We start from the raw sequence: 25,521 nt of genomic DNA, 5'->3' as shown, positions 1-25,521 counted from the left end.
AAAACAAAACTCCTAAAACTTATTCTATAATATCCAGATTCCTCTCATATGAACCCGAAATAACAAAATCCATGTAAGTGAATGTAAGCTCACCGTTTACGGACAATACAACCTTATTCACATTCGAAAACTCAACGATGGAGTTTACTACTGAGTAAAGTGCAACCTCAGCTGTTACATTATTGGGCTGTGTCAAAAATGCCGAGTCAAAGTCTACATAACAGACACCATCTTTGATGCTGATACTGTTAAGCTTACAATCCTTGTTGATAGTTGGAAATGCTATGTTAGTATTGGGTCCGCCAATAACCTGCTCTACCACAAGCCTCTCCATGGAAATATTACTGTTGTATACTACAGATCTATAAACAGGAACAAGCTTGTCTCCTGTTTCATTTGCAAAATAAAGCTTAAGCTCGATCTTTTCATAGGTGTTGATCTCATTACCAACATTATAGATGAACTGATCTGCAGACATATTGCCAATGATATTGCCATAGTGGTCAGTAAGCGGCGTTCCTTCAATCTGAAATGTTACGTAATCAATAAAATCAAGCTGTGAGAAGGTTCTTACTATTGCAGCTCTGTTTAGTATCTCAATAGTTCTTCCAAGCTCGTTGTAGTTTCTTCCAAAATTAAGTGTAAGTATCTTATCCTGTAAAGAATAACCTGAAAGCGTGACATTCTTGATAGGTGCCACATAATCACGCTTGTCTGAATCCGTCTTTAGCACATCAAGAAGTTCATTTATTATGCCTTCTATATCATCTTCACCAGCTTCAATATTGTAGACCTTTGAAATGATGCCGGTCTCCTCTGGATTGATATAATATACCTTAAAGTTTTCTTCATCTTCGTGGCTTCCATTTCCACAGGATACCATGGACATAAAAAGGCTGACACAAAGACCTAAAGATATTATTTTTTTGATTTGATGTCTGATCTTCAACTTCATAATACTTTTGAGCCATTACTGATAAGAGGAATCTTAACAGTAAATGTTGTCCCTTCATCAACTGTACTGGTAACATCAATTGTTCCTCTGTGCATGAGCACAGCATTTCTAGCAATAGCAAGACCCAGACCGGTTCCACCGATTTCTCGTGATCTGGACTTATCTACACGGTAGAATCTCTCATAAATATGATCCAAAGAATCTCCAGGAATACCAATACCTGAATCCATAACCTTCACTGTGAAATACTGGTGATCAGCGTCAAGCTCAACCTTAACCCAACCATTGTCTCTATTATATTTAATGGCATTTTCAACAAGGTTCATGATAACAAGTGATATCTTAACTTCATCGATCTCAGCAGTGATAGTCCTCTTACTCTCAAGTGTAAGATCTATGTTGCGTCTCTGAGCTATAGGTTTCATCCTCTTAAGAACCACCTCTGTTAAAAGAACTACATCTACAGAAGTAATATTAAGTCCAGAAGCCTTTTTATCCATCTTAACAAGAGCTAAAAGATCATTGATGATCTTATCCTCTCTGTCAATCTCAGCTCCAATATCCTGCATGAACTCTCTATAGACTTCATTTGGTACATCCTGCTGAGATAAAAGAGAATCAGCAAGAACCTTGATGGATGTAATAGGTGTCTTGAGCTCATGAGAGACATTTGATACAAATTCCTGTCTTGAATCATCCAAAACCTTCATTCGTCTCAAAAGAGCATTAAAAGCATTGATGATCTGTTCAGTCTCATAATAGTTAGGGCCAATAACAGGGTCATCAGTATAACCAGCCTTAACATCATTGATAGCTGCTGTAATCCTGTCGAATGGTTTAAGAAGTGCCTGTGAAACAAGTACTGCAAATACAAGGATAACTAAAACAATGATAGTTTCAAGTGTTGTAGCTCTTTTACTAAGGATAGACAAAGTAGTATCAATAGTATCTGTTGATACACTTGTAAGTAAAACACCTCTTACAACCTCATTGGATGTTGAACTGCCGGTAACATCGCCCTCTTCTATCATCTCTGTTGTAATGATAGGCGTGATCATCTCAATATAGCCATTTGCACTGTCATATTTTGAGACTGTTCCCTTTGATCCAGTCTTAAGGCACTTAACAACTTCCTCAGAGATAATAGTCTTTCCCTGACTTATATTATAAGTATCCTTTACAACCTTAAGATCGTCGTTGATAACCATTACACGACCATCATAAAGATTGGCAAGCATATCAAGTTCTGCATTTATAACTTCTGAAGAGGTATCCTGGAGATAATTATATGTGATCAAATGATTTGCCAGGATTCTGAGCTGAGTTTGAATCTCAGACGATCTAACATTGACAGCACGATCTTCATAACTATCCAAAATAAGGGTATGCATCGCAAAACATGACGCAAAACCTGTTATAAAGACAATTATGAAAAATCGTACTCGTAGACTTTTTAGTATATTTCGAATGTTGATTTGTTTAAAAAATTCGGCCATATCGCTAGTTGAAATCATCCCTGGAAATAGTATCCGCTTCCCCACTTAGTTCTCACATATCTTGGCTCACTTGGATTAACTTCAAGCTTTTCTCTAAGTCTTCTGATATGTACATCTACTGTTCTCTCATCGCCTGGATACTCTGAACCCCAGATAGTATCAAGAAGCTCTTCTCTTGAATAAACCTTTCCAGGATTGTGGATAAGAAGTTCCAAAAGCTCATATTCTCTACTTGTAACGTTGATCTCTTTTTCCTTAACGAATACTCTTCTATAAGCCTCATTAAGTTTAAGGTCTCCAAAGATCAGGCAATGCTCATCTGAAGGAGCTTTTGTTGTTCTACGGATGATTGCTTTGATCCTGGCCTTTACCTCAAGAATATTGAAAGGCTTGGTAATATAATCATCTGCTCCATACTCAAGGCCAAGGATCTTGTCCATGTCATCGCCCTTAGCTGTCAACATAATGATGGGAACAGTTGAAAATTCACGAATCTGCTGGCACACTTCAAAACCAGTAAATTTAGGAAGCATAACATCAAGTAAAATAATGTCATACTCATTGGCCTTAGCCATATCTATCGCTTCCTGACCATCATATGCACAATCAACAACCATACCATCCTGTTCAAGGCTGAATTTGATTCCTTTTACTATTGCTTTCTCATCATCTACTACTAGTGCCTTCTTACTCATTCCCTCACCACTTTCTATACAGTTATATGATCCTTTATCTTAGAAAAAAGTTTTTCTTTTATTCCAGATACTTTCATAATATCTTCAATGGTACTAAAATTCCCATTTTGCGTGCGATAATCAATTATCTTATTGGCTATCCCGTCGCCGATGCCAGGAATAGTCTTCAGTTCTTCCTTGGAAGCTCTGTTGATATTAACAAGCCCTGATCTTGGATCAGAATTCGAAAAGCTATCTGATATTTCGGGCTGTAAAGTACTTACTTCTTGAACTGTTGGAATCTGTATCTTGATACCATCTGAGATAGGTTCAGCCAGATTAACGTAGTTATGATCAGCTTCTGCAGAAAAACCTCCCGCAGCCATCACTGCATCATTTACTCTACTCCCCGCAGGAAGCTCATAAACTCCAGGAGATACCACTGCTCCACAGATATAGATAACCATTGTAGTTTCTACTAGTGTATTACTGGCGCCCTCATTTGAGTCACAAAGGTCAGAAACCGAAGAATCTGAAGATGTTTCATTCTCCGTAACCTCTGTAAGAATTATGTCAGAACCGTTGTTAGCATTAGTGCACCCAGTCAAAAGTAGTCCCAGTGCTACGATCAGTACTAAAAATTTACGCATGTTTCCTCCAAATAAGAGGACCCCGCCATGCATTATTTTATTCTAGACGATTGTAAAAAAATTCGCAAGTGATAACAGATCAATCACTTTCTTCTGTAAGGCCTTCTGTAATAGACCCATCATCAGGATCAGGAAGAGTCTCCTCAGTATAAGCATCACCTGTAACCTGAGTCATGATATTCTCAGAAACAGCCTTAAGGATGCTGTTACAATCTCCACCGTTCCAGATATCTGTAAATGCTATCTCAAGCTGCATCCACAGGTTGCTTGTCTCAATAGTCTTAGGCATAGGAACCGAATTGCTATATACTTTAACAAATGTGTCAAGGTTGGCATTATCATAATTTACACCATTGTGAGCTGCGACTTTACCGCCAAGCGTATAGATATCTCCTGAATCATCGTTGAGAAGATACTTGGCAAAAGAGTTTGCTTCAGAAGGATGCTCTGAATAACCATTAACCACGATACACTGAGTAACGGACATTGTCCTTGTACTAAACTTCTGTGAAAGAGCTGGAATCTCAGCTACCGCAAATTCATACTTGCAGTCTCCAGAAGCCTGAGCAGCCTGTATCTTTGCAAGAATATCTGTTGTTGCTACTGTAAATACAATTTTACCATTAATGAAATCATCTGTAACCTTATTGTAATCAATATCATCTGCATCGATAGCAAAGAACTGATTAAGAAGCTGATAAATCTTCATACAGCTGATGGTATCTGTATTGTAAATATCAATCTGATTAACGTCATCACCGGCTTCGCCGCCTACGTTCATATAATTACCTACAAAGAAATAATTATAAAATATATCTGTAACATCCCATTTAAAAATAGCATCAACGCCGTCTGGTACATTGTAGCTCAAAGAGAATTTCAAAATATCTGCAATTGAACGAGGAAGTGAATCATTTACATACTGATCGATCTGCTGCTGAGAAATCTCTGTTTCTGACGCTTCTGCATCAGCATCTGTTGATGCAGAAGTTGATGCTGAATCTGAAGATTCATCAGCCTGTTCCTGAGCTGCCTCTCCGTCTGCCTTATCAATCTCAGCCGCAATATTCTCTCTTGCCATTTCATCAAGATATGTCTTGTTATAAACAAGAGAACTAGTCTCAAAATAGAATGGGTAAGCTATGAGCTTATCCTTGTAAGTAACAGAATTAATAGCTGCTGATGGAAATACTTCCGGATTAAGATAAGCAGCGCCGTTGTCAATTTCAAGGGCAAGACCTGCAAGATAAGCTTTTTCAAGCGAATCGTTTGTTATTATAAAAAGATCTGGGTAATTATCATCTTCCAAAGAAGCTTTGTTGATGTTTTCAAGATATTCAAGACCTGAAACAAGAACAGGTTCGATCCTGACTTTTTTGCTAGATTCAGAATAAGCTACTGCCCTACTCTGGAGGTATGGAGTGAGTGCATCATCCGTATACCATATTCTGACAGTAGTCTTTTTCTTTTCAAAGAATGATCTATCTTCAAAGACACTCTGTCCCAGGCGGGCATAGATCATAGTGCCCACCAAAGTACAAAGTATTAATATTACTGAAAAAATTCTAATCCTTGCTTTCATAAACTCCCCAGACATGAGTCTAAGATTTCTATCATGTCATCCACGTTTTTCTTTGTAATTACGAGGGGTGGCACAAATCTTATGATCTCAGCGCCTGCGTTTATCAAAATAAGGCCTTTTTCAAGAGCTTTATTGATAACTTCAGCAACAGGTCTGTTAAATACAAGTCCCTGCATCAGACCTACGCCTCTTCTAGTTAAAATAAAGTCATATTTATCAACAAGTTCATCAAGGCGCTTTTCAAGATATGGTGCTACCGCATTCACATTCTCTATTATATTGTCCTGCTTAAATAAATCAAGAACTTTGTTAATAGCAGCGCATGCAAACGGGTTTCCACCATAGGTTGTTCCATGATCTCCTGCAACAAGTGAATTGGCTCCAACTTTTTCAGTCATAAGGAAAGCTCCAACTGGTACTCCACAGCCCAAAGCTTTGGCAGTTGTCATGATATCCGGCTTGATACCATATCTCTGCCAGGCAAACATAGAGCCTGTCCTTCCCATTCCGCACTGGATTTCATCAAGGATCAGTAAAATATCCTTCTCGTCGCATAATTTTCTTACTTTAGTAAGGAACTCTTTGTCTGCAGGGAAAATACCGCCTTCTCCCTGGACAGTCTCCATTATAATAGCACATGTTTTTTCATTTACGCAGGCAAGAACGCTATCAAAGTCATTTAGATCAGCAAATTTTATGTTTCCGATCATTGGTTCAAAAGCTTCTCTATAATGTGGATTGCCTGTTACTGATAAAGCTCCAAAGGTCCTTCCATGGAATGAATGATTCATGGCTATGATCTCATGATCATTTTTACCATCCTTAAGATATGCATATTTCCTCGCTGTCTTAAGCGCTCCTTCCACTGCTTCTGCTCCACTGTTAGTAAAGAACACCCTGTCCATCTGGGATACTTCCTTAAGCTTTTTGGCTGCCTCGATGGCCGGAACATTATAATAGTAATTAGATGTATGAAGAAGCTTATCTATCTGATTTTTCAGAGCATCATTATAATCTTTGCAGTTGTAGCCAAAAGCAAACACAGCGATTCCAGCCACAAAATCAAGATACTTTTTTCCATCAAGATCATACAGATATACACCATCACCTTTGTCCAAAACTATCTGATATCTGTTATATGTATGAAGAAGTGCCTTTTCAGCTTCATCTATGTATTTCTTCATTGTTTCGCTCATGTCACTCTCCTTAATCCTGGATCATTCATTTTCATCAAGGTCATCATTATCAGGCATAAACATGGTTCCAACACCCTTATTAGTAAAGATCTCAAGCAAAATACAATGCGGGATCCTTCCATCAAGGATATGCACTCTGTTAACACCTTCCTTTATGGCATCTGTGCAGTTGTTGAGTTTTGGAAGCATTCCTCCACCTATGTTGCCGCCTGCGATCAGAGCATCCGCCTCTGAACATGTAAGTCTTGAAATAAATGTAGACTTATCATTTATGTCTTTGTAAACACCTTCAATATCAGTAAGGAATGCAAGCTTATCAGCTCCAACTGCCTTAGCAATAGCACACGCAGCGTCATCAGCATTGATATTGTAAGTGTCAAAATTATCATCAAGTCCGATAGGTGCAACGATTGGAAGATAATCATTATCAAGAAGATCGAATAATACCTGCGGATCAACCTTATCAACCTCTCCCACAAAGCCAATGTCCTGGCCCTCGGAGTATTTCTTTGTGACATGCAAAAGACCTGAGTCCTTGCCACTTATGCCAATTGCCTTAACTCCAAGTTCCTGAACCATTGTCACCAGCTGCTTATTGACTCTTCCAAGGACCATCTCAGCTATTTCCATGGTCTCCTTATCAGTTACGCGAAGTCCGTTGACAAACTGTGCTTCTTTACCTACCTTTGTTACCCAAGAGCTTATGGCTTTGCCGCCGCCATGGACGATAATAGGTTTAAGTCCTACCAGCTTCAAAAGAGTGACATCAGTTATCACATTCTTTTGTAGTTCCTCATTACTCATGGCACTTCCGCCATATTTTACTACTATGATCTTCTTGTTGAATTTCTGAATATAAGGAAGAGCCTCTACAAGCACCTCCGCTTTTTTTAGTACGCTTTCCATATCCTTATCCATAGTCGTCTCCTTAGCTTCTGTAATCAGCATTTATCTTGACATAATCATATGTAAGATCGCATCCCCAGGCTGTAGCTTCTTCATTTCCTTCATGCATATCCACAAAAACAGTTACTTCATCAGCCTTCATAATATGAAGTGCTTTATCTTCATCAAATTCAAGGGGAGTTCCTTTATGAAAAACTTCAAGTCTACCATTCTTACTTTCAAAGAACAGCTCCACATCGTTTTGATCAAAATCAGCACCAGAATATCCCATAGCGCACAGGAATCTTCCAAAGTTCGCATCGCAGCCGTAGATAGCAGCCTTTGACAGATTAGAACCTACGATGGATCTGGAAAGTGTCCTTGCATCAGCCTTGGACTTAGCATTCACAACCTTTGCTTCAAAAAGCTTTGTTGCGCCTTCTCCATCAGAAGCCATCTTCTTTGCAAGGAAGGTACAAACAAAGGAAAGAGCTTCTTTGAATGTTTCATAGTCTTTTCCCTTATCCTTGATGCAACTATTTCCTGCAAGGCCATTTGCCATGCAAAGAAGCGTATCATTTGTGGATGTGTCTCCGTCAACAGTTATCATGTTAAAAGAATCCTCAACAACGCTGCTTACTGCCTCCTGCAAAAGACTCTTTTCTATAGAAATGTCAGTTGTAAGAAATGCGAGCATTGTGCACATATTAGGATGGATCATTCCAGAGCCTTTGCTCATTCCACCAAGAGTAATGGTCTTTCCATCAATATCAAGTGTTACTGCAATTTCCTTATTTACAGTATCTGTAGTCATTATAGCCTTTGATGCATCTGTTCCAGCGCCTATACTCTCATCAAGCGTTTTACTCATCATTCCAACACCAGCAACAAGCTTGTCCACAGGAAGCTGCATTCCAATAACTCCCGTAGAAGCAACTGCAACAGATGTGTATGGAACCTTAAGGCTCTCTTCTACTGCCTTAGCAGTAGCTTCGCAGGCATCAAAGCCTTCTTTGCCGGTACAGGCATTGGCAATTCCTGAATTGATGACAACTGCATGCATTGCATCTCCAGACTTTACTATTTTCTGATCCCATTTGACACAAGCTGCTTTAACAACATTTGTTGTAAAGGTTCCTGCGCAGACACAGGGCTCTTTAGAAAAAACAAGCGCCATGTCAGTTCTGTCTTTGTACTTGATATTTGCCTCACAGCTACTTGCTGCAAATCCCTTCGCTGCAGTTACGCCGCCTTCGATAATATTCATACTCTCATCTCCCATTATTCATTAAAGATAGTAAGATTGTCCTCATTCAAAACAAAATCGTAATAGTTCATGTCGCTTCTCATAGACCATCCCATCTTTTGCCAGAACTTATTACCTATCACGTTTGTAACAAAAGCATTAAGGCACACCTTATTAATATGCTCTTCCTTTAGCTTTGATACGCAAAATTCCACCATTTTCTTGCCTATTCCATGCATTCTGTACTTTTCACTTACGCATACATGATAAAAGCAAGCTCTCCTTCCATCATGGCCGCATAAAATGGCCCCAACTATCTTTCCGTCTTCGACATCTACCGCGCTTGTGTCAGGATTTCTTTTTAAAAATCTCTCAACGCCTTCCCTGGAATCATCTATAGATCTGATGCCAAATCCATGGATTGACATCCAAAGCGAATACACTTCATCATAATCATCGATAGTCATTACACGAACCATAGTCTCACCTGCTGTCTTTCTAATTATGGGAAAAGAGGTACTATCTTAAGTCCTGTATCCTCTTTAAGGCCAAACAGAATGTTCATATTCTGAACTGCCTGTCCAGCTGCGCCCTTTACCAGATTATCAATAGCGCCCATCATTATGATCCTTCCAGTGCGCTCATCGATCTTAAATCCAATATCAACATAGTTACTGCCCTCAACCCATCTGGTCTCAGGATATACACCATCACCAAGAATTCTGATGAATTCCTCATTTCCATAGTACTTTTCATATGCAACCTTGATATCTTCTGCCGTTGGAAGGCTTCCATCTTTCTTTGGCAAAAGAGTTGCATATTCCGTTGCCAGGATTCCTCTGTTCATAGGAACCAGATGAGGTGTAAAGTTTATAAGGATCTCTTTTCCCGCTGCATATCCCAGCTGCTCTTCAATCTCAGGAGTATGTCTGTGATTAGTAACTCCATAAGGCTTGCAGCTCTCATTGACTTCGCAGTACAGGTTATTTACCTTTGCGCCTCTTCCAGCTCCAGAAACACCGCTTAAGGCATCAACTATAAGAGTTGTTGTATCTATAAGTCCCTCTTTTACAAGTGGGTATGCTGTCAATATAGAACAAGTTGTGTAGCAGCCAGGATTAGCAACGAGCCTTGCATTTTTGATCTTGTCCCTGTTTATCTCACAAAGTCCATACACTGCTTCATCTATATATTCAGGGGCCTTGTGCTCTATCTTGTACCATTTCTCATATATTGAAACATCCTTAAGTCTAAAGTCCGCTGAAAGATCAATGATCTTTACCTTACTAAGAATCTCTTCATTAACAAGGCTTGCGCACAGTCCCTGTGGTGTTGCCGTAAAGATGACATCAACTTCTTTTGCAAGCGCATCCATATTGTCATCCAGACATTTAGCATCCACCATCTTAAAGAAGTTTCCATAAATGCTGCTGTACTTTTCATCTATGTAGCTTCTAGATCCGTACCACGTAACCTCTGCATCAGGATGTCCCATAATAAGTCTTACTATTTCAGCACCTGCATAACCAGTTGCTCCAATAATCCCAACTTTGATCATTTTATTCATCCTTCCTTTATATGGAATTTTTGTAAAAACAAGCTAAAACCCTTGTATAAACAAGCTCAGTATACGACCGCAAAAAAAATAATGCAATAGCTTTTTAAATATTTATGCAGAAATTTTGTATTTTTTAAATATTTATGCATTTTTCTATTGCATTTTATGCATGAGTGTTTTATATTATGGTCAAGTGCTACTAAACGTGCACTAATAAAACAGATTATCGAAAAATAACATAAAGAAAGATGAGGAGAAATGATATGGCAAAAGAAAAGGTAATTCTAGCTTACTCTGGTGGACTTGATACAACAGCTATCATCCCATGGCTCAAGGAAAACTTCGATTATGAAGTTGTATGCGTATGCATCGACTGTGGTCAGGAAGAAGAACTTGATGGTCTTGAAGAAAGAGCTACAAGCTGCGGCGCAAGCAAGCTTTACATCTTAGATGTAGTTGATGAATTCTGCGACGAATATGTAGTTCCTTGTGTTATGGCACATGCTGTTTATGAGAATAAGTACCTTTTAGGAACATCAATGGCTCGTCCACTCATCGCAAAAAAGCTTGTTGAGATAGCAAGAAAAGAAGGCGCTGTTGCAATCTGCCACGGTGCTACAGGTAAAGGAAATGATCAGATCCGTTTTGAGCTTGGTATCAAAGCCCTTGCTCCAGATATCAAGATCATTGCTGCTTGGAGAAACGACAAGTGGACTATGGATTCTCGTGAATCTGAGATTGAATACTGCAAAGCACATGGAATCAATCTTCCATTCTCTGCTGATTCAAGCTATAGCCGTGACAGAAACCTCTGGCACATTTCTCATGAAGGTCTTGAACTCGAAGATCCTTCAAAGGAGCCAAACTACAAGCATCTCTTAGTTCTTGGAAAGACCCCTGAAGACGCTCCTGACACTCCAACAACTGTCACAATGACATTCGAAGGAGGTATCCCTAAGTCAGTAAATGGCAAAGAGATGAAGGTATCTGATATCATCAGAACCCTCAATAAGCTTGGCGGAGAAAATGGTATCGGTATCGTTGATATCGTAGAAAACCGTGTAGTAGGCATGAAATCACGTGGTGTATATGAAACTCCTGGTGGAACTATTCTCTATGAGGCACATCAACAGCTTGAGGAGTTGATTTTAGACCGCGATACCTATACAATGAAGAAAGATATGGGCAACAAGTTTGCTGATATAGTTTATGAAGGGAAATGGTTCACTCCTCTTCGCGAAGCACAGCAGGCATTTATTGAGTCAACTCAGAAATATGTCACTGGTGAAGTTACCTTCAAGCTCTACAAAGGCAACATCATCAAGGCTGGAACCAAGTCTCCATATTCTCTCTACAACGAGAGCATTGCTTCATTTAAGACTGGTGATCTTTATGACCACCACGATGCAGAAGGCTTCATCAACCTCTTTGGCCTCTCATCCAAGGTTCGTGCTATGAAGATGCAGGAAGTGGAAAACAATAAGTAATCCATGAATTCACTTTTTTACATAATAATATATTTTGTAGTTGTAAATATTTTTGGGTTTGCCTTAATGGGAATTGATAAAAGGAGGGCGCGAAAAAGCGCCTTCCGCATTCCTGAGGCGACCCTTTTTTCTGTAGCAATCATAGGTGGCTCCTTAGGTTCTACTATTGGGATGTTTTTCTTTAAGCACAAGACCAAGCACTGGTACTTTAAGTTCGGTCTGCCACTTATTTTCCTTATTCAGATAGTTATTATTGTTGTTCTTTTCTTTTTACCGCTTGAGATCAGATTTATCTAAAACAACTGTGAGGTACACTTATGCATATAGCCGTATGTGATGACAACATTGCTGATAGAAAGCAAACAGAAAGATTATTAGGAAGACAGTCTGACCGTATTTTCAAAGAATCCGGTGAAAGGCTCTATATAGATTCCTATGGAAATGTGGATGCCTTCATGATCCATCCTCAGATGTACCATGGTCTTTTTGTCGACATGACATCCAGTGAAAAGAATGGCATTGAGATTGCCAGGATGCTATTAGAATGCGGTGTGACCAAGCCGATCATTCTCTGTTCTTCTACCATTGATTACGAGCAGGAAGCCCAAAAATCAGGTTTGACAGAGGAAAATATCCTTTTTCTAAATAAACCGATCAAGGTAGCTGAACTTACTGAGGTAATGGATAAGATCAAGCTCATGATGGGGGATCCTATCAAAGTTTTGGAGCTTCGCGGTCAAAAGGACACAATTTACGCCAAGGGCGATGATATCATCTGCGTAAAAAGGAAAGGCTCAGAGCTTGAGATCACTCTCACAGAAGGTAGGTCTATCTCTATCATTGCTGATATCTACAATTTCTACGATCAATGTGCCATTTTCCCACAGATCTGTCCTGTTTCAGATGCAGGTCTTATTAATATCAACCACATTGCCTCTACCTCTTTTGGCAAAGTAACTCTTGATAATGGCATGGCACTATCTATCTCACTCATTTACAGAAATTCGATCAAACAGGCAAAAGAACTCTTAAAAGAACTCCAAGAGCAGGCAAATTCTGACATGGATCAACGACATAAATAATTCATTATTCTAAGGTTTACCTGTCGATTTTATCGTGGTATCATCAGTATGTAGTATTTAATACTACGTCCAATAACATTACCTGGAGGACCTATGAGTTTTAAAATTGTAGTAGACAGCTGTTGTGATCTACCAGCTGAATACAAAAAAGATCCTAGATTCGAAGTTGTACCGCTTATTTTACAGGTGGATGAGCACGTAATAGTAGACGATGACACTTTTGACCAGCAAGACTACCTTTCTAAGGTTGCTGCTTCTTCTGAATGTGCCAAGACTGCATGCCCATCTCCTGAATTATATATGAAAGCATTTGATTGTGACGCAGACGATATATATGTTATCACTCTTTCTTCCAAGTTAAGTGGTAGTTATAACAGTGCCCTTCTTGGCAAGAATCTTTATCTTGAAGAGATCGGTGAAAAGAACATCCACATCATTGACTCTTTATCAGCAAGTAGTGGTGAAGTAAATATTGCCTATAAGGTCGTTGATTTTGCCGAGTCAGGTCTTAAATTTGAAGATGTTGTTACTAAGATTGAAGAATATCGTGATGAAATGAGCACATTCTTTGTTTTGGATTCTCTTGAAACCCTTCGCAAGAATGGACGTCTTTCAGGCATGAAGGCTTTAGTCGCTACTACTCTCAATATCAAGCCTATCTGCTACGGCACAAATGGATCCATTGACCAGCGCGGCCAGGGAATCGGCATGAAAAAAGCCCTCGTAAAGATGGCTGACATTATTGCCGCTGAAGTAAAAAATCCAGAAGAAAAAAGAGTTATGATCGCTCATGTTAACTGCTATGAAAGAGCTTGTGTTGTCAGAGACCTTATTCTCAAAAACACTCCTTTCAAAGAAGCTGTCATCTTAGATACAGCCGGCGTTTCAACAACATATGCCGGAGATGGTGGAATTATAGTTACATACTGATCATATCGGAGAGCTAAATGATCGCACTAAAAGTAAAGCAGCAAAAAGTATTTATGGCTAAGCTTCTCACAACAGAAGCTTTTGATGATTTCCTTGTAACAGAAGCCACGATAGATACCTATAACACCTTTCATATCGATGGCAAGATCAATAAAGAGTTCTATCATGACGGCGAGCTTCCAGATACAGATTATTCTAAATGGTCTACTATCCGCCCTATCGCTTTAGAACTCATCAAAGGTAAGATAACTCCTTTAGGTTTTAAGTTTGTTCTTCAGTTAGATTCCAAGAGAAAAGAAGAACTTCTTAAAAAAAGCGACGCCGATCTAAATCCTGATCAGGTAAGCCTCGGCATCAATATTCGCTTCGCAAATGGAGAAGTTATCATCACTACAGGAATCTCCTATAGCCTTTTTACTCTTGATAAAAGTGCAGAAAAGGCTTGGGATGAATATATCCCAAGCCTTTTAGATTCATATGATATTCCTAACGATATTCTATAATTATCTCAAGTATTATATTTCTGCAAGATAGCAATAAGAGCGTCATACTTTGGCTTTATCTGGTTATACTTCTCTTCATAGCCATCCATAGAGCCCGCTCTTAATATCTCTGTAAGCTCACAGACCGGAGTAATAAATCCCTTAAGTCCCAAATTGGCACCAACGCCCTTTAGAGTATGTACCGCTTTAAATGCCTCAGAAACATTACCTTCTCCAAGATACCTGGTAAGGTCATTCATACTCTGATCATTCAGAAACTTAAACATAAATTTAGCGATCAGATCTTCATTACCCATGAATCTGTCAAGGATTTCGTCCCAATCAACGCCCCATTCAATTAGTTCAGCTTTAAAACCAGCGTCCATAGCTCTCCTACTTGTTTACGACATTGTGCAAAAACGCTTAACCATGTATTAATTTTACACCATTTGGTACAACGCTTCAACATATCAATTTCAATTTAATGTGGTAAGCTTCTCAGCCTGATCAGCGGCAATAAGAGAATCTATCAGCTCATCGATATCTCCATCCATGATCTGGTCTATCTTGTAAAGAGTAAGATTGATTCTGTGATCAGTTACTCTTCCCTGATGGAAATTATAAGTTCTGATCTTCTCAGATCTGTCTCCGCTTCCTACCTGGCTTCGTCTAAGCTCTGCTTCATCGTTATGCTGTCTTGCAACTTCCATCTCATAGAGCTTGGCTCTAAGGACCTTAAGAGCCTTTGCCTTGTTTTGCTGCTGGCTCTTCTCATCCTGACAGGAAATGACGATTCCTGTAGGAAGATGCGTAAGTCTTACAGCAGAATCTGTGGTATTGACGCACTGGCCACCATTTCCTGATGCTCTAAATACATCAAATTTGCAGTCATTCATATCAATATCCACTTCTACATCTTCTACTTCCGGCATGATAGCCACAGTGATTGCAGAAGTATGTATACGTCCGCCTGACTCAGTGGCAGGTATTCTCTGAACTCTGTGAACACCGCTTTCAAACTTAAGTCTGGAATAAGCGCCGTTTCCCTTTATCATGAAGCTTACAGCCTTAATGCCGCCAATACCGATATCTTCTATACTCATGGTCTCGACACGCCAATTATGTCTCTCGGCATATCTCGTGTATACCCTGTACATATCAGCTGCAAAAAGCGCTGCTTCATCTCCGCCTACGCCTGCTCTTATCTCAACAATAACGTTCTTGTCATCATTAGGATCTTTTGGTAAAAGAAGTATCTTAAGTCTTCCTTCTATCTCAGGAAGCCTGTCCTTTGCTTCAGAAAGCTCTTCTCTGAGCATTTCCTTCATATCAGGGTCTGACTCCTCATCCAACATAGAAAGAGAATCCTCTATAGTCTCTTTACACTTCTTGTATTCTGTATAGCACTCAACAAGAGCCTCCAAGCTCTTTTGTTCCTTCATAAGGTCTCTGAACTTATTCTGATCCGAAACAACAGCAGGATCATTAAGTTCCATAGTAATATCCTCAAAACGCCTTAATATATCTTCTAATCTATCAAACATAGTCCTATCCTCGCATATTAGTATTAACTGTTACAAAGCTACTCAGCTAATAAAAACATGCGCTTACGACTCTGTCATTACCTGCATAATCCTTAAGTACCGTAATATCATGGAACTTACCATTAGCTTCCATAAGTTCCTTAACAGCCTCAGCCTGATCATATCCGATCTCAAGGAAAAGATATCCATTAGAATACAGATAATCTCCGATATTTTCTATGATTCTCCTATAGAATGTAAGCCCATCTGCATCCCCATCAAGAGCAAGTCTAGGCTCATAATCCTTTACTTCAGGAGCAAGTGTCTCAATAACATCGCTTGCGATATAAGGAGGGTTTGAAACCACTATATCAAACTTCTCTCCCTTAGCTGGGAAAAGATCTGCCTTAATGATCTCAGTCCTTTCACCAAGTCCCAGAAGCACCGCATTTTCTGTAGCAACAGCTAAAGCAGCATCTGAAATATCAGTACATACTGCCTTGGTATCATTGGTGTAGTTCAAAAGGCTAAGGGCAATGCACCCGGAACCTGTACAAAGATCTAAGACCTTCATTCCGTCTTCAAAGAATCTAAGAGCCTCTTCTACCAGTATTTCTGTGTCCTGCTCGGGAATAAGCACGTTTTCATTAACAGAAAAAGTAAGGCCCATAAAATCCCATTTTCCAAGAATATAGGCAACTGGTTCTCTCTTAGATCTTCTTTCAATAAGTTCCTGATATCTGCTACTTTCAGCGTCAGATATCTCTCTATCTGGATGAGCGAATAAAGTGCTATGATCTGTGTTACATACGTATTCCAAAAGGAGTCGGGCATCCAACTTAGCTTCTGGAATTCCGACTCTCTCTAAAGTATCTGTTCCTTTTTCAAACAAATCCTTGTAAATCATAATTACTTACTCTTCATCAATACTAGCTGTGCTATCTTCTAACTCAAGTTCAAGGTCATCTGTAGCCTCGTCATCGTCAGAAGATGGCTCATCATCATTTAACCAACTATCATCAATTTCATAACCAAAAGAGTCCTTAAGGTACTGCTTCCAGTCAAATACAGCCTCAACAGACTTGATAGCAACCTCTATCATGCTATCATCAGGCTCCTTGGTTGTAAGCTTCTGAAGCCATAATCCTGGAGCAGAAATGAGACTGACTAAAATGAAATCTGTCCTACCTGCAAGTCTGATGATCTCATAAGAAATACCAGAAATAACAGGGATAAGTGCTATTCTAACCACTACTCTAAGTACATAAGAGTCAACTCTTATAAAGAAGAAAAGCACGATACTAACAAGCATTACGAAAAGAATGAAGCTGCTTCCACATCTTTTGTGAAGTCTTGAGCTCTTTCTGACATTTCCTACTGTAAGAGGTCTACCCTTTTCAATACAGTTGATGCATTTATGCTCAGCTCCATGATACTGGAAAAGTCTCTTGATATCTTTCATTCTGGAAATAAGAAGAATGTAAAGAATGAAGATCAAAATACGAATAACACCCTCAAAAATAGCTACTAAAGAAGTGTTTCTTACGAACTTAGCCAATACTTCTGATAATGCATATGGAAGCACCATAAACAACGCGATGGCAAACACAAAAGATAAAAGTGTTGTAACCACCATAAGGAATGTATCCTCGTGTCCACCTGAAACCTGATCAAGTCCTTCATCAAGCTTGGATGGCTTTTCTTTTTCTTCTTCATAAAATGAAGAAGAATAGTTTAAGGATTTAAGTCCAAGTATAAGAGAATCAATAAAAACAAATATTCCCCTGATAAAAGGTATGTTAAGGAGCTTGCTACCATAAGCGATACCATGGTACTCATCTATCTCCACTGCAATATCACCGTCAGGCTTTCTGACAGCAACTGCATACATATCCTTATTCCTCATCATTACACCTTCAAGAACTGCTTGTCCGCCAATTCCTGAGTAATGCTTAACTTTACGTTTTTTCATAGTCACCTCTGCATAAATAATGGAAAAAGAAAAAGGTTGAGGCCCTAGCCTCAACCTCTCTTATTCTACATTTCTATGAATTACTGGTTGTTCATGCCGTATTTCTTGTTGAACTTATCAATACGTCCACGAGCAGATGTAGCCTTCTGCTGGCCAGTATAGAATGGATGGCACTTTGAGCAGATTTCTACGTGAATCTCACTCTTTGTTGATCCAACTGTGAATGTGTTACCGCAGTTGCAAGTAACAGTGGCCTGATGGAATTCTGGCTGAATATCCTGTCTCATCTCTTCTCACCTCTCTATATACAAAGAATCTTCTTATTAACTATAGTTACCGCTGTAACAACAGCTATATCAATATAGCATTACCAGAAATAAAAGTCAAGGGTTATTTTCATTTCCTATTCAGATACTTTTTCAGTTTGTGCCTTATTCTCTGCATAGCATTATCAGTTGACTTTTCATCTCTTCCAAGAACGGCAGATATCTTTTTTACACTCATTCCCGTAATATAAAGATCTAAAACCTGTTTTTCCAGGGAACTAAGCTCCTTATCAATTGCATTTTCAAGAGCCATCAGATTTTCTTTATCAATGATCTGCTGTTCAGGTATATTGCTGGAATCCGATTCCAGGACATTTTCTAACAGTCCGGTATCGTCTTCATCACCCTCTCTGTTAGAATACAGAGAAATATAGCTATTTAATGGAGCATGCTTTTTTCTGGCAGAAGCCTGTATTGCTGAGTACATCTGCCTGGAAATACATAGGTCAGCAAATGTCATAAAGCTGGCGTCTCTGCCTATATCGTAATCTCTTATGGCCTTAAAAAGCCCGATCATGCCCTCCTGGATCAGATCATCACGATCTGCCCCAAGAATATACATGGATCCAGCTTTCTTTTTAACCAGATTCTTGTACTTATTCATACAATAATCGATAGCATCTGGCTCTTCGCCATCATGGATCCTTAAGATAAGCTGCTCATCTGTAATATCTTTAAACTTGTTTTCACTCATATCAATCAGTTCAGTCTCTGTCTGACAATCTCAAAAGCGAGAACTCCAGTTGCAACAGAAGCATTAAGAGAATCAATATCGCCCTTCATAGGAATTGATGCGATCATATCACACTTTTCCTTAACAAGCCTTGAAACTCCGCTTCCTTCATTACCAATAACAAGTCCTATAGAGCCCTTGAGATTAAGCTTGTACATAGTCTCTCCGCCCATATCTGCGCAAACAAACCACATACCCTTATCCTTTAATTCCTCAATAGTCTGGGCAATATTAGTCACCTTAGCTACTGGTGTATAATTTATCGCTCCTGCTGAAGCCTTTGCCACTGTAGCTGTAAGTCCTACTGCTCTGTGCTTTGGAATGATAACCCCATGAGCACCAGCAAGGTTGGCAGTACGAATGATAGCACCAAGATTGTGTGGATCTTCGATATTATCAAGAATAATGATAAAAGGATCCTCATTCTTATCCTTAGCTCTCTTTAGAATATCCTCCACTTCAGCATATTCATAAGAAGCAGCATAAGCAATTACGCCCTGATGCTTGCCAGTTTCAGAAAGCTGGTCAAGGCGCTCTTTTTTAACAAAGCTTATGACAGTATCCTTATGTTTCCTAGCTTCTCTTAATATAGTCTGTACAGGACCATCCTTACATCCATCAAGGATAAAGAGCCTGTCTATTGTCTTGCCTGAGCGAAAAGCTTCAAGTACGGCGTTACGTCCTTCTACGATTCTGCTCTCAAAATTTTCTTCCATTGTAAATCCTCATCTTTATAGAATATCAAGCTCAAGCTTCTCAATACCAAGCTTGACCAAAGCACAGGCTCTATCCATATCATTTTTCAGGTAAAGATAGCCCATTACCGCTTCAAAACCTGTAGCCTCCAAATAGTCCATAGTAGTGGCATTTTTGGCCTTGGTATGTGGCTTGGAGTTACGGCCTCTTCTGTAGATATCTTTCTCATCCTCTGTAAGCTCATCCATAACTGCAGCTACAATCCTGGCCTGTGTAGGCGCCTTAACAATGCTGCTGGCTCTGGTGTGAAGCTTATTGACCGCAGTATTGCCCTTGTTTACCAAAATAGACCTGATGATCACATCAAAGATAGCATCTCCGATATACGCCAGAGTCAGAGGAGAATAAGTCCTGATATCCTGGGCCTTAATATTAAACTGTTCGTTTAAATAATCATTTAAACCAGCTGCCATTTTACTCCTTCTCTTGTATCCTTGATCTCTACTCCCTTTGCAAGAAGCTCGTCACGGATAGCATCAGCTGTTGCAAAATCCTTAGCCTTTTTAGCCTCTGTTCTGCGTGCAATAGCATCAAGAATATATGCCTCAAGCTCTGGATCAACAGAAACGCCCTCTTTAAGAGCCTTTGCATGTCCAATAAGATCAAGTGAAAGAACCTTATCAAAGCTCTCAACAAGTGCAAGCTTAGTTGCATCGTTAGTTTCAGCCTTGAGTGCATCATATAAAACAGTAATAGCCATAGAAGTATTAAGGTCATTGCATACAGCATCGAGGAAGCTAGCCTCAAACTTAGCCTTAACAGCCTCATCTACTGCTCCATCCTCTTTGAGTTCAGAAACTCTCTTTACAAGCTTGTTATAAACAGCTACTACCTGGTCAAGAGCATCAAAAGAGAACTCCAAAGGCTTGCGATAATGTGACTGTAAGCAGAAAAGTCTGTAAGCAAGCGGATCATAGCCCTTTTCCTTTAATACTGATACTGTGAGAACAGCACCCTTTGACTTGCTCATCTTGCCTGCTCTGTCATTTAAGTGATTGCTGTGGAACCAGTAATTGCACCACTTATGTCCAAGGTAGCTCTCAGACTGCGCAATCTCATTGGTATGGTGAGGGAAGATATTATCTACACCGCCACAGTGAATATCAATATACTCTCCAAGATGCTTCATTGAAATGCATGAGCACTCAATGTGCCAGCCTGGATATCCCACTCCCCATGGGCTATCCCATTTAAGAGCCTGATCTTCAAACTTAGACTTTGTAAACCAGAGAACAAAGTCAGTCTTATTCTTTTTGTTTACGTCCTCTTCTACATCATCACGAACACCTATCTGCAACTGCTCTTTTTCAACTTCAGAAGAGAAAACATAGTAATCATCGAGCTTGCTGGTATCAAAATAAACGTTACCACCTGCAACATAAGCAAATCCCTTATCAAGAAGGACCTGCACCATGTTGATAAACTCAGGAATGCAGTTTGTAGCTGGCTCGATCACATCAGGACGCTTATTGCCAACAGCATCAAAGTCAGTAAAGAAAGCGTCTGTATAGAACTTTGCGATCTCCATAACTGTCTTGTGCTCTCTCTTAGCACCTGCAAGCATCTTGTCTTCACCAGTATCAGCATCAGATGAAAGGTGTCCAACATCAGTGATATTCATAACACGCTTAACATCATATCCAGCATACTCAAGTGACTTGATAAGTGCATCCTGCATGATATATGTACGGATATTTCCGATATGAGCATAGTGATAAACAGTAGGTCCGCAAGTATACATTGCTACCTTTCCTGCTTTCTTAGGAACAAAATCTTCTACCTTCCTGGATAAGGTATTATAAAAGTTAAAATCATGAGCCATTTCGTATATTTCTCCTTTACCTCTATTACTGGCATCCTCCACAGCAGCCGCCCTTTGGCTCGCCTGCCTGGAAGGTAACATTCTGAGAATGAAGTTCTATAGGACTTGTCAAAAGACATATCGCCTGTGAGGAAATTCCCTGTCCTTCACCTGTAAAGCCAAGTCCCTCTTCTGTTGTAGCTTTAACATTGATCTGAGCCAGTTCGATATCAAGAGCATCTGCAATATTCTGTCTCATTTCATCAATGTAAGGTCTCATCTTAGGAGCCTGAGCTATTATAGTAGCATCAATATTCTCAATTAGGAATCTGTTTTCGTCAAGCATCTTCCCAACCTCTTTTAAAAGAGCTATAGAATCAGCACCTTTGTACTTTGGATCCGTATCAGGAAAGTGCTTTCCAATATCTCCAAGAGCTGCCGCTCCAAGGAGAGCATCCATTATAGCATGTAAAAGAACATCCGCATCTGAATGTCCCAAAAGTCCCTTTTCGTAAGGAATCTTAACTCCTCCGATGATAAGGTCCCTGTCTTCTACCAGACGATGTACGTCATATCCCATTCCAATATGCATAATTACCTCGCATCAAAAAACTAATATAAAAATACTACCTCATAGCATATCATCTTAAAAACAATTCCACAACAAAGGCAGTAATGCAGGCAAAACCTGCAACTGTAAGAAGGCTCTTTTTCTCAAAAGCCAAAATAAGCGCAACAGCAAAGCCGACAATCGCTGAATATAGATGATCGGTTGCTGAAAGAATTCCCGGAAATGTCATGGCTGCCAGCGTAGCATACGGTACGTAATACAAAAATGACTTTATAAAAGGACTCTTTATCTCTTTTCTGATAAGTGTAAGAGGCAGCGCCCTGATAAGATACGTAACACCTGCCATAAGCAGTATATAAAGATATACTCTACTCATGCTCTTCCTCCTTAACTGGCGCATAGACTGCGGCTATAGCTGCCACAAACACCGTAATGATGATAATTCTAAATCCGGAAGAAATAGCCTTTAAATATGGAGCAAATGTAAATATAGTAGACAGGGCCATAGCAGCTATTACAACCATAAGCACTGGTTTACTGGTTCTGGTATCTGGAATGATGATTGCAATAAACATTCCATATATTGCAAGTCCCAGACAGCTAATGATCCTTTGAGGCATTATCTGTCCAGCAAAGGCTCCAAGGCCTGTGCCAAGAACCCAGCCAAAAACAGAGATAAATATAAGGCCATAGGAATATAATGGATAAAGCTTACCCTTTTTTAATACAGAAAGTGCAAAGATCTCATCAGTAACTCCATAGGATATTCCCAGTCTGTAGCCTGTTCCAAGCTCTGGATCAAGCTTCTGAGAAAGAGCCGTACTCATGAGCATATATCTAAGATTTATGATAAGCTGCAATATAGCCAGCTCAATAAAGCTTCCATTTCTTGCTATGATCTCAAGAGCTGAGAACTGACCTGCGCTAGTGACATTTAAAAGCGATGTCATGATAGCCTGAAATACACTCATTCCAATCTTGGAGCTTTCAATCCCAAAGGCAAAAGACACTGCGATATATCCCAGACATACTGGAATCGCATCTCTGCATCCATCCCTAAAATCTACTATTGTACCTTTTTTCATAATTTTCCTCTTATGTCAAAACCTTAAAGCTGCTCTAATTTATTTAACAGTTCCTGTACATTTAGCTTTTCTATGCTTCCCTGGATCATCTTGGCGTTTCCACCGCCTCTGGCCGCAAATTCATTCTTTAATAATTCCTGAACAGCCTTAAGATCCTTTCCTAAAGCTCCCGTGGAGATTATATACCTGTAGTTTTCCACATCGTCGCCGGCAAAGACACCGCAATATCCACCATGAGCCTGAGAAAGCGCATTAACCATCTTGCGCATAGTGTTGCCATCATATGTGGAAGGCTTGAATAAAAAGACGTCCTCCTTTGATGGATCTATCTCTTTTAGTTCATAACCAACAAGCTCATCCATGGCTTCTGCCAGCTTCTGTTTTGAGCTTATGTTTTCATCTGATAGCTTTTTAACTGAATCTACTATCTTTTCTTCAGAGGTGGTAAAAATAGAAACCAGCTCTTTTACTATATTCTGCTGGGAATTTACATATTCAAGAGCTCTCCCTCCGCATAAAATATTAACTCTGACGCCGCCCTTGTAATTCTGAAGGCCAACGACCTTCAAAAGGCCGATCTCTCCTGTCTTCAAAACATGTGGCGCGCAGCAGGCGCAAACATCGTAGCCGGGAATCGTAACTATACGCACATCTCCTGACAGTTCCTTCTTGCTCCTGTAATCTATAGTGCTAAGCTTATCAGCATCAGGAAATTCACAGATAACTTCCACATTAGCCCAAATAGCCTTGTTAACCTCAAGCTCAATGTCCCTGATGTCTTCTTCCGTGAGGACACCGCTGTAATCCATGGTAACTTCTGAATCGCTTAAGTGAAATCCAACGTTTTCAAAGCCATATCTTGAATGAACTATTCCTGAAAAGATATGTTCTCCTGTGTGCTGCTGCATATTGCTAAATCTGTGTTCCCAGTCAATACAGCCGTGGACTTTGGTTCCTTTGGCTATTGGTGAATCTGTAATATGCCTTATCAGGCCTTCACCAGATGATATAGACGTATGTAGCACCTTGTGTTCTTTTTGCTCCTCATCAATAAGGCATCCTATATCAGACGTTTGTCCACCCTGTTCAGGGAAAAAAGCTGTTTTATCAAGAACAACCTCGTACTTAGCGTTATTTCCTTCCTGACAGGAAATAACCTCAGCGTCAAATTCTTTAATATATGCACTTTCATAATATAGTTCTAATGTATTATCCATGGGGAATATTTTAGCATAAAACACACTTTACTGCACTAATTAAGAATAGTGCAATGCAACATATTCTTATTTTTCCTGCAAAATAAGAAAGAGACTGCAATCATGCAGTCTCTAATGGTAATTGTGATAGCTCATAGACAACTCTGCTCTTTACTTCATCTTTTTCTGTTTTAAGAGCAAAGGCCATTTCAGTATAAAGAAGCTTTTCAGCTATATTTAAGTATCTCTCATTTAATGCAGCAAACTTCTTACCTTCAGCCTCACGAATAGCCTTGATTTTGTGTAATGCTTTGACAAGGCTCATCATTTCGTCAGCAATATTTCTTTTGACTACTTCAGCGATAGCGGGCTCAGCTTTCTTGCCCTCCGGAAGATCCATTTCCTCGATCACATCAATTTCGTCAATCAATCCTTCGGCGTCATCAGCGCTCATAACTTCACGAACCTTGTCCTCAGCACCATCAACTGGCACATAGAGAACACTGCCCGCATCAACGGCAGAAACCATCATGTAATACTGCTTCTCATTTCCCCTCTCAAGAAACGATGGTACAAGAATCTCTTGTACTCTACACAAACCATGACTACCGTAAATTACGCACTCTCCTACATTTAACATATTGTTCCTCCTTCTGAAAAAAACAATCTGCCATGATGTCATGAAAGCGCTTTCACCTTAAAGGATATAAAAAATTCCAACTTTCTCGGAATTTTGCGGCGTAGCATCATTATACCATAATCTTAATTATTTTGTAATAGTTAATCGTTTAATTTTTTCCACCTATCTAAGGATATAGCGTTGATGTACTCTATTCTTTCTTCTTCTAACATAAGGACTTTTACGTGAGGCTCTACGTGGTGAAAAACAAAACCACACTTCTCCTGAACACGCTCAGAATTGTGGTTTCCCAAAAAATAACCGCAGTATATCTGATGAAGCCTTAAGTCTTCAAAACCGTGACGTAAAAGTTCCTTTACAGCCTCAGGTGCAATGCCCTCTCCCCAATGCGGATAGCCTACCCAGAATCCTATTTCGCCTTCACTCTGTCCAAGCTTTTTATTTTCATTTCCATAGAGATCAAGATTAATACTGCCTATAGGCTCGTTTTTATGTCCCTTAAGGCAGATAGCATAGGTCTCCGGCTTTTTTAACACAGTCCTGATGATGGCCCTAGAATAGCCTTCATCCAGGTGTGGTATCCAACCAGCACTATACGCCACTCTTTCATCACTGGCATACTTATAAAGACTGGCAGCATCTTCATCCTGCCAGCCTCTTAGTATCAGTCTGTCTGTCTCCAACGTCGTTATCAT

General features: G+C 39.6%; 30 protein-coding genes. 5 read left to right on the top strand and 25 right to left on the bottom strand.

Annotation, left to right across the window (positions count from 1 at the left end):
* Positions 1-19: 19 nt before the first annotated feature.
* The 10 genes from BUA02_RS06895 to argC all read right to left on the bottom strand — a co-directional run bounded on the left by BUA02_RS06895 (position 20) and on the right by argC (position 10,242).
* Positions 20-889: a GerMN domain-containing protein gene (locus BUA02_RS06895; protein ID WP_178297617.1), complete on the bottom strand. Its 870-nt coding sequence runs from the start codon at positions 887-889 to the stop codon at positions 20-22.
* A 62-nt stretch (positions 890-951) separates the two neighbouring features.
* The gene (locus BUA02_RS06890) at positions 952-2,331 is read right to left on the bottom strand and encodes a sensor histidine kinase (RefSeq protein WP_330393192.1); all 1,380 of its coding nucleotides are present in this window, start codon (positions 2,329-2,331) and stop codon (positions 952-954) included.
* A gap of 134 nt (positions 2,332-2,465) precedes the next feature.
* Positions 2,466-3,146, bottom strand: coding sequence for a response regulator transcription factor (locus BUA02_RS06885; protein WP_072702114.1), 681 nt, complete (start codon positions 3,144-3,146; stop codon positions 2,466-2,468).
* A 14-nt stretch (positions 3,147-3,160) separates the two neighbouring features.
* Positions 3,161-3,775: a helix-hairpin-helix domain-containing protein gene (locus tag BUA02_RS06880; RefSeq protein ID WP_072702112.1), complete on the bottom strand. Its 615-nt coding sequence runs from the start codon at positions 3,773-3,775 to the stop codon at positions 3,161-3,163.
* A gap of 79 nt (positions 3,776-3,854) precedes the next feature.
* Complete coding sequence (locus BUA02_RS06875) at positions 3,855-5,357, bottom strand: sugar ABC transporter substrate-binding protein (RefSeq protein ID WP_072702110.1); 1,503 nt, start codon at positions 5,355-5,357, stop codon at positions 3,855-3,857.
* A complete protein-coding gene (locus BUA02_RS06870) occupies positions 5,354-6,553 on the bottom strand; it encodes an aspartate aminotransferase family protein (RefSeq protein ID WP_330393330.1) in 1,200 nt (399 codons plus the stop codon). The genes BUA02_RS06875 and BUA02_RS06870 overlap by 4 nt, the downstream gene beginning before the upstream one ends.
* A gap of 21 nt (positions 6,554-6,574) precedes the next feature.
* A complete protein-coding gene (gene argB, locus BUA02_RS06865) occupies positions 6,575-7,471 on the bottom strand; it encodes an acetylglutamate kinase (RefSeq protein WP_072702445.1) in 897 nt (298 codons plus the stop codon).
* A 10-nt stretch (positions 7,472-7,481) separates the two neighbouring features.
* On the bottom strand, positions 7,482-8,705 hold the full coding sequence (argJ, locus tag BUA02_RS06860) for a bifunctional ornithine acetyltransferase/N-acetylglutamate synthase (RefSeq protein ID WP_072702441.1): 1,224 nt from the start codon (positions 8,703-8,705) through the stop codon (positions 7,482-7,484).
* Between the two features lie 14 nt (positions 8,706-8,719).
* A complete protein-coding gene (locus BUA02_RS06855; RefSeq protein ID WP_072702108.1) occupies positions 8,720-9,163 on the bottom strand; it encodes a GNAT family N-acetyltransferase in 444 nt (147 codons plus the stop codon).
* 23 nt (positions 9,164-9,186) lie between these two features.
* Positions 9,187-10,242 (bottom strand): N-acetyl-gamma-glutamyl-phosphate reductase, encoded by a 1,056-nt coding sequence (gene argC, locus BUA02_RS06850; protein ID WP_072702107.1) that lies wholly within the window; start codon positions 10,240-10,242, stop codon positions 9,187-9,189.
* A gap of 263 nt (positions 10,243-10,505) precedes the next feature.
* On the opposite strand from argC, the gene BUA02_RS06845 reads away from it, so the two are divergent.
* The 5 genes from BUA02_RS06845 (at position 10,506) to BUA02_RS06825 (ending at position 14,244) form a co-directional block, all read left to right on the top strand.
* Entirely contained in the window at positions 10,506-11,729 is a 1,224-nt protein-coding gene (locus BUA02_RS06845; RefSeq protein ID WP_072702105.1) for an argininosuccinate synthase, read from the top strand.
* A 3-nt stretch (positions 11,730-11,732) separates the two neighbouring features.
* Positions 11,733-12,026, top strand: coding sequence for a DUF1294 domain-containing protein (locus tag BUA02_RS06840; RefSeq protein ID WP_071176358.1), 294 nt, complete (start codon positions 11,733-11,735; stop codon positions 12,024-12,026).
* A 20-nt stretch (positions 12,027-12,046) separates the two neighbouring features.
* Positions 12,047-12,811: a response regulator transcription factor gene (locus tag BUA02_RS06835; protein WP_072702103.1), complete on the top strand. Its 765-nt coding sequence runs from the start codon at positions 12,047-12,049 to the stop codon at positions 12,809-12,811.
* A 93-nt stretch (positions 12,812-12,904) separates the two neighbouring features.
* Positions 12,905-13,741, top strand: coding sequence for a DegV family protein (locus BUA02_RS06830; protein ID WP_072702101.1), 837 nt, complete (start codon positions 12,905-12,907; stop codon positions 13,739-13,741).
* A 17-nt stretch (positions 13,742-13,758) separates the two neighbouring features.
* Positions 13,759-14,244, top strand: a complete 486-nt coding sequence (locus tag BUA02_RS06825; RefSeq protein ID WP_072702099.1) for a DUF5721 family protein — start codon at positions 13,759-13,761, stop codon at positions 14,242-14,244.
* A 5-nt stretch (positions 14,245-14,249) separates the two neighbouring features.
* Here BUA02_RS06825 and BUA02_RS06820 read toward each other — a convergent pair whose 3' ends face one another.
* From BUA02_RS06820 to BUA02_RS06750, 15 genes are all read right to left on the bottom strand, one after another.
* Positions 14,250-14,609, bottom strand: coding sequence for an Hpt domain-containing protein (locus BUA02_RS06820; protein ID WP_071176362.1), 360 nt, complete (start codon positions 14,607-14,609; stop codon positions 14,250-14,252).
* A 90-nt stretch (positions 14,610-14,699) separates the two neighbouring features.
* Entirely contained in the window at positions 14,700-15,767 is a 1,068-nt protein-coding gene (gene prfA, locus BUA02_RS06815; protein WP_071176363.1) for a peptide chain release factor 1, read from the bottom strand.
* Positions 15,768-15,813: 46 nt separating this feature from the next.
* Positions 15,814-16,653 carry a peptide chain release factor N(5)-glutamine methyltransferase gene (prmC, locus tag BUA02_RS06810; RefSeq protein WP_072702097.1) on the bottom strand — a complete coding sequence of 280 codons (840 nt, stop codon included), beginning with the start codon at positions 16,651-16,653 and terminating at the stop codon, positions 15,814-15,816.
* A 6-nt stretch (positions 16,654-16,659) separates the two neighbouring features.
* Positions 16,660-17,718, bottom strand: a complete 1,059-nt coding sequence (locus tag BUA02_RS06805; protein WP_072702095.1) for a DUF1385 domain-containing protein — start codon at positions 17,716-17,718, stop codon at positions 16,660-16,662.
* 80 nt (positions 17,719-17,798) lie between these two features.
* Positions 17,799-18,005 (bottom strand): 50S ribosomal protein L31, encoded by a 207-nt coding sequence (gene rpmE, locus BUA02_RS06800; protein WP_026488091.1) that lies wholly within the window; start codon positions 18,003-18,005, stop codon positions 17,799-17,801.
* Between the two features lie 109 nt (positions 18,006-18,114).
* Positions 18,115-18,738 (bottom strand): RNA polymerase sporulation sigma factor SigH, encoded by a 624-nt coding sequence (sigH, locus tag BUA02_RS06795; protein WP_072702093.1) that lies wholly within the window; start codon positions 18,736-18,738, stop codon positions 18,115-18,117.
* A gap of 5 nt (positions 18,739-18,743) precedes the next feature.
* Positions 18,744-19,493, bottom strand: coding sequence for a 23S rRNA (guanosine(2251)-2'-O)-methyltransferase RlmB (rlmB, locus tag BUA02_RS06790; RefSeq protein WP_071176367.1), 750 nt, complete (start codon positions 19,491-19,493; stop codon positions 18,744-18,746).
* 15 nt (positions 19,494-19,508) lie between these two features.
* A complete protein-coding gene (locus tag BUA02_RS06785) occupies positions 19,509-19,946 on the bottom strand; it encodes a Mini-ribonuclease 3 (RefSeq protein WP_072702091.1) in 438 nt (145 codons plus the stop codon).
* On the bottom strand, positions 19,931-21,355 hold the full coding sequence (cysS, locus tag BUA02_RS06780) for a cysteine--tRNA ligase (protein ID WP_072702089.1): 1,425 nt from the start codon (positions 21,353-21,355) through the stop codon (positions 19,931-19,933). The genes BUA02_RS06785 and cysS overlap by 16 nt, the downstream gene beginning before the upstream one ends.
* A 25-nt stretch (positions 21,356-21,380) precedes the next feature.
* Positions 21,381-21,926 carry a 2-C-methyl-D-erythritol 2,4-cyclodiphosphate synthase gene (ispF, locus tag BUA02_RS06775; protein WP_072702087.1) on the bottom strand — a complete coding sequence of 182 codons (546 nt, stop codon included), beginning with the start codon at positions 21,924-21,926 and terminating at the stop codon, positions 21,381-21,383.
* A 49-nt stretch (positions 21,927-21,975) separates the two neighbouring features.
* On the bottom strand, positions 21,976-22,281 hold the full coding sequence (locus tag BUA02_RS06770; protein WP_072702085.1) for an AzlD domain-containing protein: 306 nt from the start codon (positions 22,279-22,281) through the stop codon (positions 21,976-21,978).
* A complete protein-coding gene (locus tag BUA02_RS06765; protein WP_071176372.1) occupies positions 22,274-22,990 on the bottom strand; it encodes an AzlC family ABC transporter permease in 717 nt (238 codons plus the stop codon). Before BUA02_RS06765 ends, BUA02_RS06770 begins: the two co-directional genes overlap by 8 nt.
* 23 nt (positions 22,991-23,013) lie before the next feature.
* A complete protein-coding gene (locus BUA02_RS06760; RefSeq protein WP_072702082.1) occupies positions 23,014-24,207 on the bottom strand; it encodes an alanyl-tRNA editing protein in 1,194 nt (397 codons plus the stop codon).
* A 100-nt stretch (positions 24,208-24,307) separates the two neighbouring features.
* On the bottom strand, positions 24,308-24,826 hold the full coding sequence (locus BUA02_RS06755; protein WP_071176374.1) for a CarD family transcriptional regulator: 519 nt from the start codon (positions 24,824-24,826) through the stop codon (positions 24,308-24,310).
* A gap of 140 nt (positions 24,827-24,966) precedes the next feature.
* Complete coding sequence (locus BUA02_RS06750; RefSeq protein ID WP_072702080.1) at positions 24,967-25,521, bottom strand: GNAT family N-acetyltransferase; 555 nt, start codon at positions 25,519-25,521, stop codon at positions 24,967-24,969.

This window comes from Butyrivibrio hungatei DSM 14810 (assembly GCF_900143205.1).
In the GTDB taxonomy this organism is placed as follows: Bacteria; Bacillota; Clostridia; order Lachnospirales; family Lachnospiraceae; genus Butyrivibrio; species Butyrivibrio hungatei.
The sequence above is the reverse complement of the archived record's forward strand: the minus strand, read 5'-3'. Positions and strand labels throughout refer to the sequence as shown.

Coding starts and splice junctions, on each gene's coding strand:
- argC (WP_072702107.1), bottom strand. CDS start 10,242: ATGATCAAAGTTGGGATTATTGGAGCAACTGGTTATGCAGGTGCTGAA.
- BUA02_RS06855 (WP_072702108.1), bottom strand. CDS start 9,163: ATGGTTCGTGTAATGACTATCGATGATTATGATGAAGTGTATTCGCTT.
- BUA02_RS06820 (WP_071176362.1), bottom strand. CDS start 14,609: ATGGACGCTGGTTTTAAAGCTGAACTAATTGAATGGGGCGTTGATTGG.
- rlmB (WP_071176367.1), bottom strand. CDS start 19,493: ATGGAAGAAAATTTTGAGAGCAGAATCGTAGAAGGACGTAACGCCGTA.
- BUA02_RS06885 (WP_072702114.1), bottom strand. CDS start 3,146: ATGAGTAAGAAGGCACTAGTAGTAGATGATGAGAAAGCAATAGTAAAA.
- ispF (WP_072702087.1), bottom strand. CDS start 21,926: ATGCATATTGGAATGGGATATGACGTACATCGTCTGGTAGAAGACAGG.
- argB (WP_072702445.1), bottom strand. CDS start 7,471: ATGGATAAGGATATGGAAAGCGTACTAAAAAAAGCGGAGGTGCTTGTA.
- BUA02_RS06750 (WP_072702080.1), bottom strand. CDS start 25,521: ATGATAACGACGTTGGAGACAGACAGACTGATACTAAGAGGCTGGCAG.
- argJ (WP_072702441.1), bottom strand. CDS start 8,705: ATGAATATTATCGAAGGCGGCGTAACTGCAGCGAAGGGATTTGCAGCA.
- BUA02_RS06755 (WP_071176374.1), bottom strand. CDS start 24,826: ATGTTAAATGTAGGAGAGTGCGTAATTTACGGTAGTCATGGTTTGTGT.
- prmC (WP_072702097.1), bottom strand. CDS start 16,653: ATGATTTACAAGGATTTGTTTGAAAAAGGAACAGATACTTTAGAGAGA.
- BUA02_RS06870 (WP_330393330.1), bottom strand. CDS start 6,553: ATGAGCGAAACAATGAAGAAATACATAGATGAAGCTGAAAAGGCACTT.
- BUA02_RS06765 (WP_071176372.1), bottom strand. CDS start 22,990: ATGAAAAAAGGTACAATAGTAGATTTTAGGGATGGATGCAGAGATGCG.
- BUA02_RS06830 (WP_072702101.1), top strand. CDS start 12,905: ATGAGTTTTAAAATTGTAGTAGACAGCTGTTGTGATCTACCAGCTGAA.
- BUA02_RS06875 (WP_072702110.1), bottom strand. CDS start 5,357: ATGAAAGCAAGGATTAGAATTTTTTCAGTAATATTAATACTTTGTACT.
- BUA02_RS06785 (WP_072702091.1), bottom strand. CDS start 19,946: ATGGCAGCTGGTTTAAATGATTATTTAAACGAACAGTTTAATATTAAG.
- BUA02_RS06895 (WP_178297617.1), bottom strand. CDS start 889: ATGTCCATGGTATCCTGTGGAAATGGAAGCCACGAAGATGAAGAAAAC.
- BUA02_RS06835 (WP_072702103.1), top strand. CDS start 12,047: ATGCATATAGCCGTATGTGATGACAACATTGCTGATAGAAAGCAAACA.
- BUA02_RS06840 (WP_071176358.1), top strand. CDS start 11,733: ATGAATTCACTTTTTTACATAATAATATATTTTGTAGTTGTAAATATT.
- BUA02_RS06845 (WP_072702105.1), top strand. CDS start 10,506: ATGGCAAAAGAAAAGGTAATTCTAGCTTACTCTGGTGGACTTGATACA.
- sigH (WP_072702093.1), bottom strand. CDS start 18,738: ATGAGTGAAAACAAGTTTAAAGATATTACAGATGAGCAGCTTATCTTA.
- BUA02_RS06825 (WP_072702099.1), top strand. CDS start 13,759: ATGATCGCACTAAAAGTAAAGCAGCAAAAAGTATTTATGGCTAAGCTT.
- BUA02_RS06880 (WP_072702112.1), bottom strand. CDS start 3,775: ATGCGTAAATTTTTAGTACTGATCGTAGCACTGGGACTACTTTTGACT.
- prfA (WP_071176363.1), bottom strand. CDS start 15,767: ATGTTTGATAGATTAGAAGATATATTAAGGCGTTTTGAGGATATTACT.
- BUA02_RS06770 (WP_072702085.1), bottom strand. CDS start 22,281: ATGAGTAGAGTATATCTTTATATACTGCTTATGGCAGGTGTTACGTAT.
- rpmE (WP_026488091.1), bottom strand. CDS start 18,005: ATGAGACAGGATATTCAGCCAGAATTCCATCAGGCCACTGTTACTTGC.
- BUA02_RS06760 (WP_072702082.1), bottom strand. CDS start 24,207: ATGGATAATACATTAGAACTATATTATGAAAGTGCATATATTAAAGAA.
- cysS (WP_072702089.1), bottom strand. CDS start 21,355: ATGGCTCATGATTTTAACTTTTATAATACCTTATCCAGGAAGGTAGAA.
- BUA02_RS06805 (WP_072702095.1), bottom strand. CDS start 17,718: ATGAAAAAACGTAAAGTTAAGCATTACTCAGGAATTGGCGGACAAGCA.